This is a genomic window from Kitasatospora sp. NPDC097605, assembly GCF_040302725.1.
Classification (GTDB): domain Bacteria; phylum Actinomycetota; class Actinomycetes; order Streptomycetales; family Streptomycetaceae; genus Kitasatospora.
Genome location: NZ_JBEOSF010000014.1, coordinates 164,868 through 179,755 on the forward strand (window position 1 = coordinate 164,868; position 14,888 = coordinate 179,755).

Annotated in this window: 13 protein-coding genes and 1 riboswitch; of the genes, 6 read left to right on the forward strand and 7 right to left on the reverse strand. The window is 75.7% G+C overall.

Annotated elements, in window-relative coordinates; genetic code table 11:
• Positions 1 to 11: 11 nt before the first annotated feature.
• Positions 12 to 1,265, reverse strand: a complete 1,254-nt coding sequence (locus ABTX81_RS18345) for a peptidoglycan-binding domain-containing protein (RefSeq protein WP_350546593.1) — start codon at positions 1,263 to 1,265, stop codon at positions 12 to 14.
• A 256-nt stretch (positions 1,266 to 1,521) separates the two neighbouring features.
• On the opposite strand from ABTX81_RS18345, the gene ABTX81_RS18350 reads away from it, so the two are divergent.
• From ABTX81_RS18350 to ABTX81_RS18360, 3 genes are read left to right on the forward strand one after another with little or no spacing between them, the layout of a single operon-like run.
• Positions 1,522 to 3,594 carry an MDR family MFS transporter gene (locus ABTX81_RS18350; RefSeq protein WP_350546596.1) on the forward strand — a complete coding sequence of 691 codons (2,073 nt, stop codon included), beginning with the start codon at positions 1,522 to 1,524 and terminating at the stop codon, positions 3,592 to 3,594.
• 8 nt (positions 3,595 to 3,602) lie between these two features.
• The gene (locus tag ABTX81_RS18355) at positions 3,603 to 3,812 is read left to right on the forward strand and encodes a cupin domain-containing protein (protein ID WP_350546598.1); all 210 of its coding nucleotides are present in this window, start codon (positions 3,603 to 3,605) and stop codon (positions 3,810 to 3,812) included.
• 45 nt (positions 3,813 to 3,857) lie between these two features.
• Complete coding sequence (locus ABTX81_RS18360; RefSeq protein WP_350546600.1) at positions 3,858 to 4,184, forward strand: antibiotic biosynthesis monooxygenase family protein; 327 nt, start codon at positions 3,858 to 3,860, stop codon at positions 4,182 to 4,184.
• Positions 4,185 to 4,549: 365 nt separating this feature from the next.
• Here ABTX81_RS18360 and ABTX81_RS18365 read toward each other — a convergent pair whose 3' ends face one another.
• The 6 genes from ABTX81_RS18365 to ABTX81_RS18390 all read right to left on the reverse strand — a co-directional run bounded on the left by ABTX81_RS18365 (position 4,550) and on the right by ABTX81_RS18390 (position 11,302).
• The gene (locus tag ABTX81_RS18365; protein ID WP_350546602.1) at positions 4,550 to 5,440 is read right to left on the reverse strand and encodes an ECF transporter S component; all 891 of its coding nucleotides are present in this window, start codon (positions 5,438 to 5,440) and stop codon (positions 4,550 to 4,552) included.
• Entirely contained in the window at positions 5,437 to 7,053 is a 1,617-nt protein-coding gene (locus ABTX81_RS18370; protein ID WP_350546604.1) for an ABC transporter ATP-binding protein, read from the reverse strand. Before ABTX81_RS18370 ends, ABTX81_RS18365 begins: the two co-directional genes overlap by 4 nt.
• The gene (locus tag ABTX81_RS18375; protein ID WP_350546606.1) at positions 7,050 to 8,249 is read right to left on the reverse strand and encodes a CbiQ family ECF transporter T component; all 1,200 of its coding nucleotides are present in this window, start codon (positions 8,247 to 8,249) and stop codon (positions 7,050 to 7,052) included. The genes ABTX81_RS18370 and ABTX81_RS18375 overlap by 4 nt, the downstream gene beginning before the upstream one ends.
• 67 nt (positions 8,250 to 8,316) lie before the next feature.
• Positions 8,317 to 8,952, reverse strand: a complete 636-nt coding sequence (locus tag ABTX81_RS18380) for an SCO2322 family protein (protein WP_350546679.1) — start codon at positions 8,950 to 8,952, stop codon at positions 8,317 to 8,319.
• Positions 8,953 to 9,092: 140 nt separating this feature from the next.
• Positions 9,093 to 10,385 carry an SCO2321 family membrane protein gene (locus ABTX81_RS18385; RefSeq protein ID WP_350546609.1) on the reverse strand — a complete coding sequence of 431 codons (1,293 nt, stop codon included), beginning with the start codon at positions 10,383 to 10,385 and terminating at the stop codon, positions 9,093 to 9,095.
• Between the two features lie 114 nt (positions 10,386 to 10,499).
• A riboswitch (cobalamin riboswitch) is annotated at positions 10,500 to 10,569 on the reverse strand.
• Between the two features lie 127 nt (positions 10,570 to 10,696).
• Positions 10,697 to 11,302: a TetR family transcriptional regulator gene (locus ABTX81_RS18390; RefSeq protein ID WP_350546681.1), complete on the reverse strand. Its 606-nt coding sequence runs from the start codon at positions 11,300 to 11,302 to the stop codon at positions 10,697 to 10,699.
• Positions 11,303 to 11,513: 211 nt separating this feature from the next.
• On the opposite strand from ABTX81_RS18390, the gene ABTX81_RS18395 reads away from it, so the two are divergent.
• The 3 genes from ABTX81_RS18395 to ABTX81_RS18405 all read left to right on the forward strand — a co-directional run bounded on the left by ABTX81_RS18395 (position 11,514) and on the right by ABTX81_RS18405 (position 14,830).
• On the forward strand, positions 11,514 to 12,824 hold the full coding sequence (locus ABTX81_RS18395; RefSeq protein ID WP_350546611.1) for a glycosyltransferase family 4 protein: 1,311 nt from the start codon (positions 11,514 to 11,516) through the stop codon (positions 12,822 to 12,824).
• Between the two features lie 153 nt (positions 12,825 to 12,977).
• Entirely contained in the window at positions 12,978 to 13,751 is a 774-nt protein-coding gene (locus tag ABTX81_RS18400) for a class I SAM-dependent methyltransferase (RefSeq protein WP_350546613.1), read from the forward strand.
• Positions 13,748 to 14,830 (forward strand): prenyltransferase, encoded by a 1,083-nt coding sequence (locus tag ABTX81_RS18405; RefSeq protein WP_350546615.1) that lies wholly within the window; start codon positions 13,748 to 13,750, stop codon positions 14,828 to 14,830. The genes ABTX81_RS18400 and ABTX81_RS18405 overlap by 4 nt, the downstream gene beginning before the upstream one ends.
• Positions 14,831 to 14,888: the final 58 nt, after the last annotated feature.

Consider the following 14,888-nt stretch of genomic DNA (forward strand, 5'->3'; position numbering starts at 1 on the left):
CCGTCGTCCGATCAGCAACCGGTGCGGTTGTCCAGGGCGGCGCGGGTGTTGGGGCCGTAGACGCCGCGGGCGTCGCCCCGGATGCTGTTGATGTCCTGGAAGTACATGACCATCAGCTCGGTGCGGTCGTCGTACTTACCGGTCGGGGGCAGCTTCTGCCAGCAGATCACGACGCCGAGCTTCCGCTGGAGCGCCAGGACGTCGGGCCCCTCCATGCCGCGCTCCAGGGTGCGGAACGTCGGGGTGGGGGCCGGGGTCGGGCTCGCGGTCGGGGCGGGGGAGGCCGGGACGGTCGCCGCGGTCGTGGGCGTCGGGGTGGGGGCCGGCGCCGCGGGCGTGGTCACCGGGTCGGGCGCCGGGGCCGGCTCCGGCGCCGGGGGAGCGGCGGTCGCCGTGGCGGCGGGGGCGGCCGGGGGCGGCGTGCTCGCGGTGGTCCGGGTCGGGGAGGGCTTGGCGCTCGTCCGGGTCGGCGTCGGCGTCGCGCTGGGGCTGTCCTCGGTGGGCGGCGGTGCGCTCGGACTCGGCTCGGCCGGGGTGGTCGGGTCGACCGGTGCGAGGCCGAGGGTGGCGGTCGGCACGGGGGCGGCCCGGCCGTCCGGCTCGGAGGAGGGGGTGACCGCGTAGGCGAGGCCGACGGTGACCGCCAGCAGGCCGGCGCCGGCCGCGATCAGCACGCCCTTGCGGCGGGCGAGCGGGCCGCGGGCCTCCTGCTGCTCCGCCGCGCGCCGGGCGGCCCGGCCGCCGGCGGGGGCGGCTTCGGGAGCGCCGTGGGCGAACGGGAAGACGCCGAGCTCGTCCTCGGCGGGCTCGGGTGCCGCCGGGGGCTGCGGCAGGGGTTGGGGCTGCGGCTGCGGGTGCGGAGGGAACACCGGGGCGGAGGCGATGGGCGGCAGCACGGTGGTCGCGTAGGCGTCGGCGTCCGGGCCCAGCGGGGGAACGGCGGGCGGCGCGGTCGGCGGCGCGGCGGGAGGCGCGGCCGGCGGCAGCACGGTGGTGCCGAACGGGTCGGTGGCCGGCGGCGCCGCTGCCGGATCGATGCCCGGCTCCACGACCTGGCCGACGGCCTGCGGCACGTACGGGCGGACCAGCGGCGGGCCCTCCAGGTGCGGCAGGACGGCGGTCTCGTCGAGGCTGCCGTCCGGGACGAGGCAGCCGCACCCGGCGGAGCGTGCGGTGCCGCACGTCGGGCAGTGCTGGTCCGGCATCGGCCGGCCCTCCTCGGTGTCGCGGTCGGTGGCGGTCTCGGACTCGGGCTGGGTTCGCACTGGGGTTCAGGCGGTGGACGGGCCTGATTATGCAGGACGTCCCTGAGAGGGGACAGGGCGGTCCGGCCCGCCGTGGGGGCCTTTGTGCCGGTTGGTGGCGGTTGGGGACTGATGAACGGTCGATGCGCCGGTGCGAACGTCCTGATATCGGACGACCTTACGTTCGGCTCAACTGAAAACGCGCGAACTGGTGCATTTCTGACAGCATGGTGAGTCGGAGTGATCGCCGCCGAGCCGCTACGGATACGGAGACGCCATGACGGATCCGATCGCCGCGTCCGACCGCGTCCCGGCGGGCGACCCGGGCCCGCCCCAGGCCGCCGCGGGCAACCTGTGGGTGCCGATCGGCGCCCTGCTGCTGGCGATGCTGCTCGCGGCGCTCGACCAGACCATCGTCTCCACCGCCCTGCCCACCATCGTCAGCGACCTCGGTGGCCTGGAGCACCTCTCCTGGGTGGTCACCGCCTATCTGCTCGCCTCCACCGCGGCCACCCCGCTGTGGGGCAAGCTCGGCGACATGTACGGCCGGAAGGTCTTCTTCCAGGCGTCCATCGTGATCTTCCTGCTGGGCTCGGTGCTGTGCGGCATCGCCCAGAACATGGGCGAGCTGATCGCCTTCCGCGCGCTCCAGGGCCTGGGCGGCGGCGGCCTGATCGTGCTCTCCCAGGCCATCGTCGGGGACCTCGTCCCGCCCCGGGACCGCGGCAAGTACCAGGGCGTCTTCGGCGCCGTCTTCGGCGTCACCAGCGTGCTCGGACCGCTGCTCGGCGGGCTGTTCGTCGACAACCTCAGCTGGCGCTGGGTGTTCTACGTCAACCTGCCGATCGGCGTGGTCGCCCTCGCCGTGATCGCGACCGTGCTGCACGGCGCGGAGACCCGGCGCCGGCACCGGATCGACTACCCGGGCACCGTGCTGATCGCCTCCGTCGCCACCTGCCTGGTGCTGGTGACCTCGCTCGGTGGCACCACCTGGGCGTGGGACTCCTGGCAGATCATCGGCCTGGCTGTGCTCGGGCTGGTCCTGCTGCTGGCCTTCGTCCTGGTGGAGCGGACCGCCGTCGAACCCGTCCTGCCGCTACGGCTGTTCCGCTCCCGGACGTTCAGCCTGGTGGCCGTCATCTCCTTCGTCATCGGCTTCGCGATGTTCGGCGCGCTCACCTATCTGCCGACCTTCCTCCAGGTCGTCATGGGCGTCTCGCCGACGATGTCCGGCATCCACATGCTGCCGATGGTGATCGGGATGCTGGTCACCTCGATCGGTTCAGGTCAGATCGTGGCCCGCACCGGTCACTACCGGATCTTCCCGATCGCCGGCACGGCCATCACCGTGGTCGGCCTGCTGCTGCTCTCGATGCTCGACGAGCACACCAGCACCTTCGTGATGAGCTGCTACTTCCTGGTCTTCGGCCTCGGGCTGGGCCTGGTGATGCAGGTGCTGGTGCTGATCGTGCAGAACTCGGTCGGCTACCAGGACCTCGGCGTCGCCACCGCGGGCGCCACCTTCTTCCGTTCCATCGGCGCCTCGGTCGGCGTCTCGGTCTTCGGCACCATCTTCGCCTCCGGCCTCAACAGCCGGCTGCGGGACGCCCTGGCCGGCGTCCCGCTGCCACCCGGCTTCGACCTCGGGGTGATCGCCTCCGACCCGCGGGTCGTCGAGAGCCTGCCCGCCGCCGTCCAGGACGGGATCCACCACGCCTACGCCGAGTCGATCACCCGGGTCTTCCTCTACGCGATGCCGGTGGCCGCGGTCGCCTTCGTCCTCGCGCTGTTCCTGCGGGAGCAGAAGCTGCGCAGCACCGTGACCGCCCCCGACCTGAGCGAGTCGATCGGCGTCAATCCGGTGGAGCGCTCCTCGCTGGACGAGATCAGCCGGGCGCTGTCCGTGCTCAGCACCCGGGAGGCGCGGCGCGACCTCTACAAACGGATCACCGCCACGGCCGGCCTCGACCTCAAGCCCGCCTCCAGCTGGATCCTGCTCCAGATGCACCATCACGGATCCGTCGAGCCCGCCGAACTGGCGGAGCGCCGGATCGTCCCGTTCGCGGTGGTGGAGGAGGCGGTGCGCGAGGTCGAGGGGCGCGGCCTGGCCGCCCGTACCGGCGGCCTGCCGCTGCGGCTGACCGAACCGGGCGAGGCGGCGGCCCTCCAGCTGGTCGCCGCCCGGCGCACCCAGCTGGCCGAACTCCTCGGGGACTGGGACGAGAAGCAGTTCGACGACCTCGCCGAGCTGCTCACCCGGCTGGCCTCCACCCTCGGCGCCGACCCCAGGGACCGGCCCGACCCGCCCGGCCACGAGCCCCCGTACCACGGCGAGGGCCGCTCCTTCTGACGCTCCAGGTGTGGACCTTCCTCACCGGCTCCGCCGTCGTCGAGCTGGCCGGCGAGGAACTCCTCCTCGGCACCGGAGACACCCTCGTCCTGCCCGCCGGCGCCCCGCGCCGGCTGCGTTCCGACGAGGGCTTCACCGCCGTGGTCGCCTCCCCGGCCCCGTCCATGGCGCACAACCTGGACACCGGGGACCGGGTGGCCCCGCCGTGGACCGTGTGAGGTGTAGCAGACTGCCTTCTCAGAACAACCCCGAGGAGGTACGGCGTGTCCGTCGTCAAGATCAATGTCCTGACCGTCCCCGCTGAGCAGCGGGAGGTACTGGAGAAGCGCTTCGCCGCCCGCGCCGGCGCGGTGGAGAACTCGGACGGTTTCGAGTACTTCGAGCTGCTGCGCCCGGTCGAGGGCACCGACCAGTACCTCGTCTACACCCGCTGGCGCGACGAGGAGTCCTTCCAGGCCTGGCTCACCGGCCCGATGCGCTCCGCCCACCGTCCGTCCACCCCGGAGGGCGAGGCCCCGCAGCGCCCCGCCGCCACGGACTCCACCCTCTGGTCCTTCGACGTCGTCCAGGCCACCGGCCCCAAGGCCTGAGCCCCAACGCCGCGCGGCCCCGGACCGTCCACGGACGGTCCGGGGCCGCGGCGTGTTTCGTGCCGGACGGCGCGCGTGAGGACGTACGGACGCCGGCCGCGAGGAGTGCTGAGGGGCGGGCGACGGTCGCGCGGGCGTTGCGTGACCCGGTGGGCGGACGGGTCAGGACGGTGGTCCCGGTGCATGAGGTGCCCGTGGCGGACCAGGCGGTTCACACGCTGCCGCCGGTTCCCGTGACCCCGGCGCGGCGGTCCTCGGCGGGTGGTTGCTGAAGGTGCCGCCCGTTCCGGCGGGCGGAAGCGCCGTGCTGCCGCGCCCGGGGCGGCACGAATGCCCGGGACGGGAGGGCCGGTGCGGCCGCCCCGTCAGCGGGGCGGGGGAGTCGTGCGCCGGCTGCCGTCCGCCCCGGGCGGTGGGCGGAACGTGATCGGGGCGGTGAAGGCGGCGCGGCGGGTGGCGCGGCGGAGGGCGCGCAGGACGGGGGTGCCGAGGGTGAGGCAGAGGGTGATGGTGAGGGCGGCGCGGGGGAGGTCCCAGCCGAGGGAGGTGGTGAGGCAGTAGGCGGCGAAGCGGACCAGGTTGTCGGAGAGCGGGTCGCCGGGGACGAAGGAGATCGAGCTCGCGAGACCGGCGATGTACGGCCAGCCCTGGAGGTTCATGAACACGCCGTAGAGGAGCGAGGCCACGGCGCCGTAGACGGCGAGGAGGTGGAGCTCGCGGCGGCCGCGCAGCCGGGCGGGGCCGGGGAGGAGGCCGGCGCCGAGGCTCACCCAGCCCATGGCGAGCATCTGGAACGGCAGCCAGGGCCCCACGCCGCCGGTCAGCAGGGCGGAGGCGAACATCGACAGCGCGCCGAGCACGAAGCCGAAGCCCGGGCCGAGCACCCGGCCGGACAGCACCATCAGGAAGAACATCGGCTCCAGCCCGGCGGTGCCCGCGCCGAGCGGGCGCAGGGCGGCGCCGGCGGCGGCCAGCACGCCGAGCAGGGCCACCGATTTGGCGTCCAGGCCGGGTGCGCCGCCGCCCGCTGCGCGGCCCTCGGAGATCTGGGCGACGACGACGGCGAGGAGGAGCGGGAGGAGGAGGGCGAACAGCCAGGGCGCGTCGGCGGAGTGGCCCACCAGGGCGGAGCTGGTGGAGGCGAGCAGCGGCCAGCCGAAGCCGGCCACGCCGACCAGGGAGGTCAGGGCGAGGGCGAGGACCGAGCGGCGGCCGAGCGGGACGGGGCGGGCCAGCGGGGCGTGGGGCGGGTTCACTCGGCGGCCTCCGCGAGGGCGTCGGCGACCTGGTGGACGGTGAGCCACGGGCCCGGCGCCAGGATCTTGGCGACCTGCGGGGCGAAGGCCGGCGAGCCGAGCACCACCTCGGGGGTCGGGCCGTCCGCGACGATCTCGCCGTCGGCCAGGACGGCCGTGCGGTCGGAGAGTTCGGCCGCCAGTTCGACGTCATGGGTGGCGAGGAGGACGGCGTGGCCGTCGTCGGCGAGGCCGCGCAGGATCTCCACCAGCCGGGCCTTGGCGGCGTAGTCGAGGCCCCGGGTGGGCTCGTCGAGCAGGATCAGTGGCGGGCGGCCGGTGAGCACCACCGCCAGGGCGAGGGTGAGGCGCTGGCCCTCGGAGAGGTCGCGCGGGTGGGCGTCGTCGGCGAGGCCGGGCAGCAGCCGCTCGACCAGGGCGCGGCAGGTGCCGGGCTCGGCGCCCGCGTCGCGGTCGGCGGAGGCGCACTCGGCGGTGACGCTCTCGCCGTACAGCAGGTCGCGCGGGTCCTGCGGGACGAGGCCGACCCGGCGGATCAGCTCGGCGGGCCGGGTACGGTGCGGGGTGCGGCCGCCGACGGTGACCGAGCCGGCGGCCGGCGCGTGCAGGCCGACCAGGGCGCCGAGCAGGGTGGACTTGCCGGCGCCGTTGCGGCCCATCAGGGCGGTGACCTCGCCCGGGTGGAGGGTGAGGTCGACGCCGCGCAGGGCGGGGACGGGGCCCCGGCGGACGACCAGGTGCGAGGCGGTGGCGAGCGGCGCGTCGCGGTGCGCGGGGGCGGACGGGGCGGGCGGGCGCCGGTCGTCCAGCCGGGTGCGGAGCCCGGCGGCCCGGCGGCGGGCGTCGCGGACGGTGAGCGGCAGCGGGTGCCAGCCGGCCAGCCGGCCGAGCCCGACCACCGGCGGGTGGACCGGCGAGTGCGCCATCACCTCGGCCGGCTCGCCGAGCACGGGCGGGGCGCCCGGGGTCAGCAGCAGTACCTGGTCGGCGTACTGGACCACCCGCTCCAGCCGGTGCTCGGCCATCAGCACGGTGGTGCCGAGGTCGTGGACCAGCCGCTGGAGCACGGCCAGCACCTCCTCGGAGGCGCCCGGGTCCAGCGCGGAGGTGGGCTCGTCCAGCACCAGCACGCGGGGGTGGACGGTGAGCACCGAGCCGATCGCCACCCGCTGCTGCTGGCCCCCGGAGAGCGAGGTGAGCGCGCGCCGGCGCAGGTCGGCCAGGCCGAGCAGGTCCAGGGTCTCCTCGACCCGGCGCCGCATCACGTCCGGGGGCAGGCCCAGGGACTCCATGCCGTAGGCGAGTTCGTCCTCGACGGTGTCGGTGACGAAGTGCGCGCGCGGGTCCTGGCCGACCGTGCCGACCAGGTCGGCGAGGTCGCGCGGGCGGTGTTCGCGGGTGTCGCGGCCGCCGACGGTGACCCGGCCGTGCAGCACGCCGCCGGTGAAGTGCGGGACGAGGCCGCTGACCGTGCCCAGCAGGGTGGACTTGCCGGAGCCCGACGGGCCGACGAGCAGGCAGAGTTCGCCCTCGGGGACGGTCAGGTCGACGCCGCTGAGCGCGGGGGCCGCGGCGTCGGCGTACTGGACGCCGACCTGTTCGAAGGTGATCACGAAATCCTCCGGGGCTCGGTCGGGCCGCTCGGGCCGGTCGGGCCGGAAAGGTCGGAAAGGTCGGAAAGCTCGGTCGGCCCGGTGACGCCGCCGGTGCTGGACGGCGGGGGCGGGGCCGCGAACGCGGGGACCAGACCGAGCAGGACGGCCGCCGCGGCGGCGACCGGCAGCACGGGCGCGGTCGGCGGGACGACGGTGGGGGCGAACGCGAGCGGGTCGAGCGAGGCGAGCCAGGCCGTCGACACGGCGACCGCGATCCCGGACCCGGCGGTGAGCCACTCGGGCAGCGCCCATGGATCGGGCCGGTAGCGCGTCCGCACCGAGCGCCGGCCGCCGAGCAGCAGCCCGGCGAAGGCGGCGGCCAGGCCGATCACCAGCACCGGCACCGCCCACCCGCCGCCGCCCGCGGTCAGCAGCCCGTACGCGGCCAGGCAGATGCCGAGCAGCCCGGTCAGGGTGAGCGCGGCGGTGAGCACGGCGAGCCGGCGCGGCACCGCGGCGGTGCGCCCGAACCCGCGGGTGTCCATCGCGGCCGCCAGCGCCACCGAACGCTCCAACGCGCCCTCCAGCACGGGCAGTCCGACGCTGAGCACGGCGGCGATGCCCCGGTCGTTGCGTCCGCGCAGCCGGCGGGCGGCGCGCAGCCGCTGCACGTCGGCGACCAGGTTGGGCGCGAAGGTCATCGCGACCACCACGGCGACGCCCGCCTCGTAGAGCGCGCCGGGGAGCGTGCGCAGCAGGCGGGCCGGGCTGGCGAGGGCGTTCGCCGCGCCGACGCAGACCAGCAGGGTGGCCAGCCGCAGGCCGTCGTAGAGCGCGGCGAGCAGGCCCTCGGCGGTGACCCGGCCGCCGATCCGCACGCCCTGCGCCCAGACGGGGAGCGGGACTTCGGGGAGGGTGAACAGGACGTGGGTGCCGGGAACCGGCGAGCCGAGCAGGACGGCGAAGACCAGGCGGATGCCGAGCACCAGGAGGCCGAGCCGGAGGAACGCGCCGTAGGAGCGGGACCAGGGCGCGTCGCCGCGCCGGGCCGCGACCACGTAGCCGGCGACCGCGGCGAGCAGCAGCAGGACCAGCGGGTTGGTGGTGCGGGTGGCGGCCGCGCCCAGGCCGAGCGCCCACAGCCACCAGGCCCCGGGGTGGAGATGGCGGGGTCCGGCGGCGGGCCGGCGGCGGGCGGCGCGGGATGGGGGCACGGTGGGGTCCAGGGGTGAGGCGTTCGGTGGAGCGGTGGAGGGGGAGTGGGGTGCGGCGCCGGGGCGCTCAGCGGCGGCGGCGCGCCTGCCAGGCGGCGCCCGCGCCGAGCGCGGCGACCAGCGCGAGGCCGGCGCCCACCCCGAGTACGGGGCCGCCGGCCGGAGTCCGGGCAGCGCTCGCGGCATCCGAGGGGCGCGCGGCGTCGTTCGGCGCGCCGGCTGCGCCGAGCTGCTCGGCGCAGCCGCCGCGCGGGTAGCCGGCGATGGCGCAGAGCAGACCGTTGGTGTCGTACCGCAGCGGCGGGGCGACGGTGGCCATGACCTCCGCCGAACTGGCCCGGGGCGCGACGACGGCGCACGCGGTGCGCGGGGCCGGCGGGCTCTCGCCGCCGGGCGCGTCGGCGGCGCCGCCGAAGTCCAGCACCACGGCCACCCGCTTGCGCCCGTCCTGGGCGGGCGTACCGGCGCAGACGGCGGCGAAGTCCCCGGCCGCGGCGGGCCGGGCGGCGTCCTGGCCGCCGTCCGGGCTGACGGCGAACCGCCAGCCCTCGACCGCGCCGTCGGCCGGCACGTGCACGGCCGGCCCCTGCTGCTGGTACGCCCAGCCGCCGTCGGACCACCGCCAGAACGACCAGTACCGGTACCCGGCGGCCTGGGCCTGCGCCGCCCCGAGCACCAGCAGGATCAGCACCCCGGTGAGCATCCCGACCGTGAACCGCACGGCCGCCCGCACCACCCGCCGCCGGGTCTCGGCCCGGGCGGCTGCGGTGGCTGCGGTGGTGGTAGCGGTGGCGGCGGCGGTGTCCGCCGGCGGGGCCGGCCGAGCGTCCCGGCCGGGGGTGGTCACAGCTTCGCGCCGCGCTTGCGCTGGAGGCTCAGGACGAGACCGCCGCCGATGCCGATCAGCAGGCCGATGCCGAGCGGCCAGTACTTGTTGAGGCTGCCGCCCTCGTCCTTCTTCTCGTCCTTCTTCGCCGGCGCGGAGCTCGCCGGGGCGGACGCGGCGCCGGTCGCCTTGGGCGCGGGGCCGAGCGCGGTCAGCTGCTTGACCAGGTCGCTCCCGCCGAAGGCGGCCGGGTCGCGCTGCGCGGCCTGGGCGACCAGCACCAGCGTGGCGGTGGCGGCGGCGTCGGTGCCGTCCTTCGTCCAGCCGCCGCCCTCCTTGGCCAGCCAGTCGACGGCGCCCGCGGCCTGCTGCGGGTGGCCGCCCTGGACCAGGCCGAGCGCGGCCCAGGCGGTGGCCGCGTAGTCGGGGCCGGGCGCGGCGCCGGGCAGGGCCAGCGTCAGGTGCTGCCCGTCCGCCGCGAGCCGCGCGGTGAGGTACGCGCCCGCCGCCTCGCCGGCGTCGGCGCGCGGGACGGCCGTGGCGGTGGCGCCGCCCTCCGGGCAGGCCAGGGCCTTGGGGGCGGCGTCGGTGCGGTTGGTGTTGGTGACCGGCAGCTTGCCGCCGGCCGCGGCCAGCGAGGCCTGGCCACTGGCCAGGCCGTTGGCGTCGGCGGGGGCGCCGTCGGGCGAGGTCTGGTAGACGAAGCCGCCGCGCTGCTCGGCCGGGGCGGCGCAGCCGAGCTGGAAGAGGGCGAGCCCGTCGAAGGCGTTCTTGCCGGCCTTGGCGACGGTCGCCGGGTCGGTCCCGGCGGCGAGCAGGGCGTTGACCGCGAGGCCGGTCGAGTTGGCGTCGCCCGGGTTGCCGGGGTTGTAGGCCCAGCTGCCGTCGGCGTTCTGGCTGGCCTTGAACCACTGGACGCCCTTGTCCACGGCGTCCTGGTGGCCGCCGAGGGCGACCAGCGCCTGGACCGCGACGGCGGTCGCGTTGCTGTCCTCCGTCTTGGCGTCGCAGGCGGCCGAGGCGTCGGCGCGGTAGGACGGCCAGCCGCCGTCCGCGCACTGCTGGCCGGTGAGCCAGGCGACGGCGGAGTCGGCCGGGGTCACCTTGGCGGTGGTCAGGGCGGTCAGCGCGAGCGCCTGGCGCCAGACGCCGTCGTAGGTCGGGTCGCCCTTGCCGTACAGGCCCTCGGGGATCGCGGCGGCGGGGGCCGTGCCGGTGCCGGGGGTGTCGGCCAGGGCCGGGACGGCGGCGGCGCCGGTGAGCAGCGCGGCGGTCAGGGCGGCGGCGCCCAGACGGGCGGCGGTCAGCATGATCGGAGGTGTGCCTTTCGGTGAGCGGTGCCGGCCCGGACGGGCCGTTCCGTAGTCCTCGACGGTGCCCGGCGGGGGTCCGCCGGGCGCGGGGCCGCTCGCCCTTCCCCGGGCACTCCGACTCGCCCGGCGGACGGGCGCCGGGCTCACGGTTGCGGGGTCAGCGCCGGATTCGCACCGGCTTTCCCCGGAGGAGGAGCGGATGGAGTTGTCCTGCCCGTCGACTCTAGCCGCCGGGCCGGGCCGCCCGGAGCGGGCCGGGTGAGAACAGGTTCCAGTCAGGCGCCCCGGGGAGCGCGGCCGGGGCGCGCTCAGGGCAGCGTGAGCAGCCTGGCCGCTGTGTGCAGGTCGGCCCGCACCTCGGCGATCGAGGCCCGGCCGGAGAGCCAGGCGACCAGCGCCGCGTGCCAGGTGTGCTCGATCACCCGGACGGCGGCGCGCTGCGCCTCGGTGGGCGGTCCGGACTGCCCGATCGCGTCCAGGATGAGCTGCCCGGTGGCGGCGGAGACCTGGTCCACCTCGGCGCCCACCGAGCGGTCGGCGAAGGACAGCGCGCGGACCATCGCCTCGGCCAGCAGCGGCTCGCGCTGCAGCGCGTGGAACGCCCGGGTGAGCGTCTCGGCGACCCTCGGCGCCGGCTCGGGCTCGGCCGGCGGATGCCTCCGGACCTGCTCCTGGAGGCCGCGCAGCTGCTCCAGCATCACCGCCACCAGCAGGTGCACCTTGGACGGGAAGTACCGGTAGAGCGTGCCCAGCGCCACCTGCGCGCCCTCCGCGACCTCGCGCATCTGGACGGCGTCGTAGCCGCCGCGCGCCGCCAGCGCGGTCGCGGTCCGCAGGATCCGCCGCCGCCGCTCCGCCTGCCGGGCGGAGAGCGGCGGCTCGGGCGGCGGGGCCTGTGCCTGAGGGGACGGCAGGGGCGGGGGCGAGGGGGGTGACGACGGTGACGGCAAGGAGGCTCCCGGGCGTGGCGCGAATCACCAGCCCTGGCTCCTGAGCGGAAGCTACGGGCCGGTATCTTCGAGGTCTCTCATTGTTCACATGGTCACCGGTGGACTCCACACCCACTGAAACCTGATCTACTTTACCGACCGGCAGCACAGACAGCAGCAGAGATGAGGGCCGACGATGACCGCGCAGCCGCTGCGGATTGCCCTGCTCTCGTATCGCGGCGACCCGTTCTGCGGCGGCCAGGGCGTGTACGTACGGCACCTCTCCCGTGAGCTGGCCCGGCTCGGCCACCACGTGGACGTGATCGGCGCCCAGCCGTACCCCGTCCTCGACGAGGTCGAGGGTCCGGGCTCGGTGCGGCTCGTCGAACTGCCCAGCCTGGACCTCTACCGCGCCGACGACCCCTTCCGCACCCCGGCGCGCGAGGAGTACCGGGGGCCGGTGGACCTCCTGGAGTACCTGACCATGCGCACCGGCGGCTTCCCCGAGCCGCTGACCTTCTCGTTGCGCGCCCGCCAGTACCTGGCCGCCCACCGCGGCCGCTACGACGTGGTGCACGACAACCAGACGCTCGGCTACGGCCTGCTCGGCCTCGGCCGGCACGGCTTCCCGCTGGTCACCACGATCCACCACCCGATCACCGTGGACCGCCGGGTCGAACTGGACGCGGCCACCAGCCGGCTCAAGCGGCTGTCGCTGCGCCGCTGGTACGCCTTCACCCGGATGCAGCGCCGGGTCGCCGCCCGGCTGGACCACATCATCACCGTCTCCGGTACCTCCAAGCGCGAGATCGCCGAGCACCTGGGCGCCGCGCCGCACGCGGTCTCGGTGGTGCCGGTCGGCGCCGACACCCGGCTCTGGTCGCCGTCCGACGCGGTGGCGCGGGTGCCCGGACGGATCGTCACCACCTCCAGCGCGGACGTCCCGCTGAAGGGCCTGGTGCACCTGGTCGGGGCGCTGGCCAAGGTCCGCACCGAGCGGGACGCGCACCTGGTCGTGGTCGGCAAGCCGCAGAAGGAGGACGGGCCGATCGCCCGCGCGGTGCGCGCCTTCGGGCTGGAGCGGCACATCGAGTTCCGGCACGGCCTGACCGACCAGGAGCTGGTGGACCTCTACCGCTCGGCCGAGGTGGCCTGCGTGCCGTCGCTGTACGAGGGCTTCTCGCTGCCGGCCGCCGAGGCGATGGCCACCGGCACCCCGCTGGTGGCCACCACCGGCGGGGCGATCCCCGAGGTCGCGGGCCCGGACGGCGAGAGCTGTCTGGCGGTGCCCCCGGGCGACCCGGACGCGCTGGCGTCGGCGCTCGGCCGGCTGCTGGACGACCCGGAGCTGCGCGCGGCGCTCGGCGCGGCGGGCCGGGAGCGGGTGCTCGCCCGGTTCACCTGGGAGCGCGCCGCCGAGCAGACCGTCGAGGGCTACCGGGCCGCGATCGCCACCGGCACCGGGAGCCGGGCCCGCTCCGGACCGGGCTGGCGCTACGTGGCCTGACGGCGGCCCCGGCGACCGGCCGGGTGGCGATCGGCCGCACCCGTCTTCCGGTGGTGCGCGCCGCCCCGTCCGCCCCCTGCGTGCGCCGCGCGCCCCGCGATTTCTCTGACTCGGCGTCAGGAACCTTGGGTACCGAAGGAATGGGAGTCCGCAGTGCTGACCGTTGATTTCTCGCGCTTCCCGCTCGCCCCCGGCGACCGGGTGCTCGACCTGGGCTGCGGCGGGGGGCGGCACGCGTTCGAGTGCTACCGGCGCGGGGCCCATGTGGTCGCCCTCGACCAGAACGCCGAGGAGATCGCCGAGGTCAGGAAGTGGTTCGCCGCCATGGAGCAGGCTGGCGAGGCGCCGGAGGGCGCGTCCGCGGTCGCGATCGAGGGCAACGCGCTGGCCCTGCCGTTCGAGGACGACCACTTCGACAAGATCATCATCTCCGAGGTGATGGAGCACATCCCGGACGACAAGGGCGTGCTCGCCGAGATGTTCCGGGTGCTCAAGCCCGGCGGCCTGCTCGCCGTCACCGTGCCGCGCTGGCTGCCCGAGAAGATCTGCTGGGCGCTCTCCGACGAGTACCACGAGGTCGAGGGCGGCCACATCCGGATCTACCGGGGCGACGAACTGCTCGACAAGCTCAAGGACGCCGGCCTGGAGCCGTACGGCACCCACCACGCGCACGCGCTGCACTCGCCGTACTGGTGGATCAAGTGCGCGGTCGGCGTCGACAACGACACGTCACTGCCGGTCAAGGCGTACCACCGGCTGCTGGTCTGGGACATCGTCGGCACCCCCGTCATCAGCACCCTCACCAAGGCCGCCGAGCGGGCCCTCAACCCGGTGATCGGCAAGAGCTTCGTCGCCTACGCCGCCAAGCCCCACCGGGCCGGCACCCGGGGCGGCGCGGCGGACCGGGCTGCGGGCGGGGCGGAGTGACCGCCGCCGTCCCGGAGGCCCTGCTGCTCGACGGGGTGCTCGACGCCGAACAGGCCGCCGGCACCGTCCGCAGCATCCTCGCCGAGCAGCAGCCCGACGGCGCCGTACCGTGGTTCCGCGGCCACCACCTCGACCCCTGGGACCACACCGAGGCGGCGATGGCGCTGGACACCGCCGGCGAGCACGCCGCCGCCGAGGCCGCCTACCGCTGGCTGGCCGCGCGGCAGAACCCGGACGGCTCCTGGTACGCCGCCTACGCCTACGGGCAGCCGGAGCACGCCGACGGCGCGGTCTGCAACGCGGCCAAGGAGACCAACTTCTGCGCCTACGTGGCCGTCGGCGTCTGGCACCACCACCTCTCCACCGGCGACGACGCCTTCCTGGAGTGGATCTGGCCGACCGTCCGGCGCGCGCTGGACTTCATCGTCGCCCAGCGGCTGCCCGGCGGCCCGATCGCCTGGCGGGTCGACGAGCACGGCGCGGCCACCGACGAGGCGCTGCTCACCGGCTCGTCCAGCATCCTGCACGCGCTGCGCTGCGGGCTCGCCGTCGCCGACTACCTGGAGGAGCCGCAGCCCGACTGGGAGCTCGCGGCCGGGCGGCTGCGGCACGCCGTCACCCACCACCCCGAGCGGTTCCTCGACAAGGACCGCTACTCGATGGACTGGTACTACCCGGTGCTCGGTACCGCGCTGCGTGGCCCGGCCGCGCTGGAGCGGATCGCCCGGGACTGGGACCGCTTCGTCGTTCCCGGCCTCGGCGTGCGCTGCGTCAGCGACCGGCCCTGGGTCACCGGCGGCGAGAGCGCGGAGCTGGCCATGGCGCTCTGGGCGGTCGGCGAGTCCGACCGCGCGGTGGACATCCTGCGCTGGATCCAGAAGCACCTGCGGCACGAGGACGGCTCGTACTGGACCGGGTACGTCTTCGAGGACGACGCGATCTGGCCCGAGGAGCGCACCACCTGGACGGCGGGGGCGCTGCTGCTCGCGGTCGCGGCGCTCGGCGGGGACCCGGCGACGGTGGCGGTGTTCGGCGGCGAGGAGCTGCCGGCCGGGCTGGTGGTCCAGGACTGCTGCTGACCGTCGCGCCGGTGACGCGAACGGCCGCGTACGGCGAAGGGGCGGGACCGGAGAGATC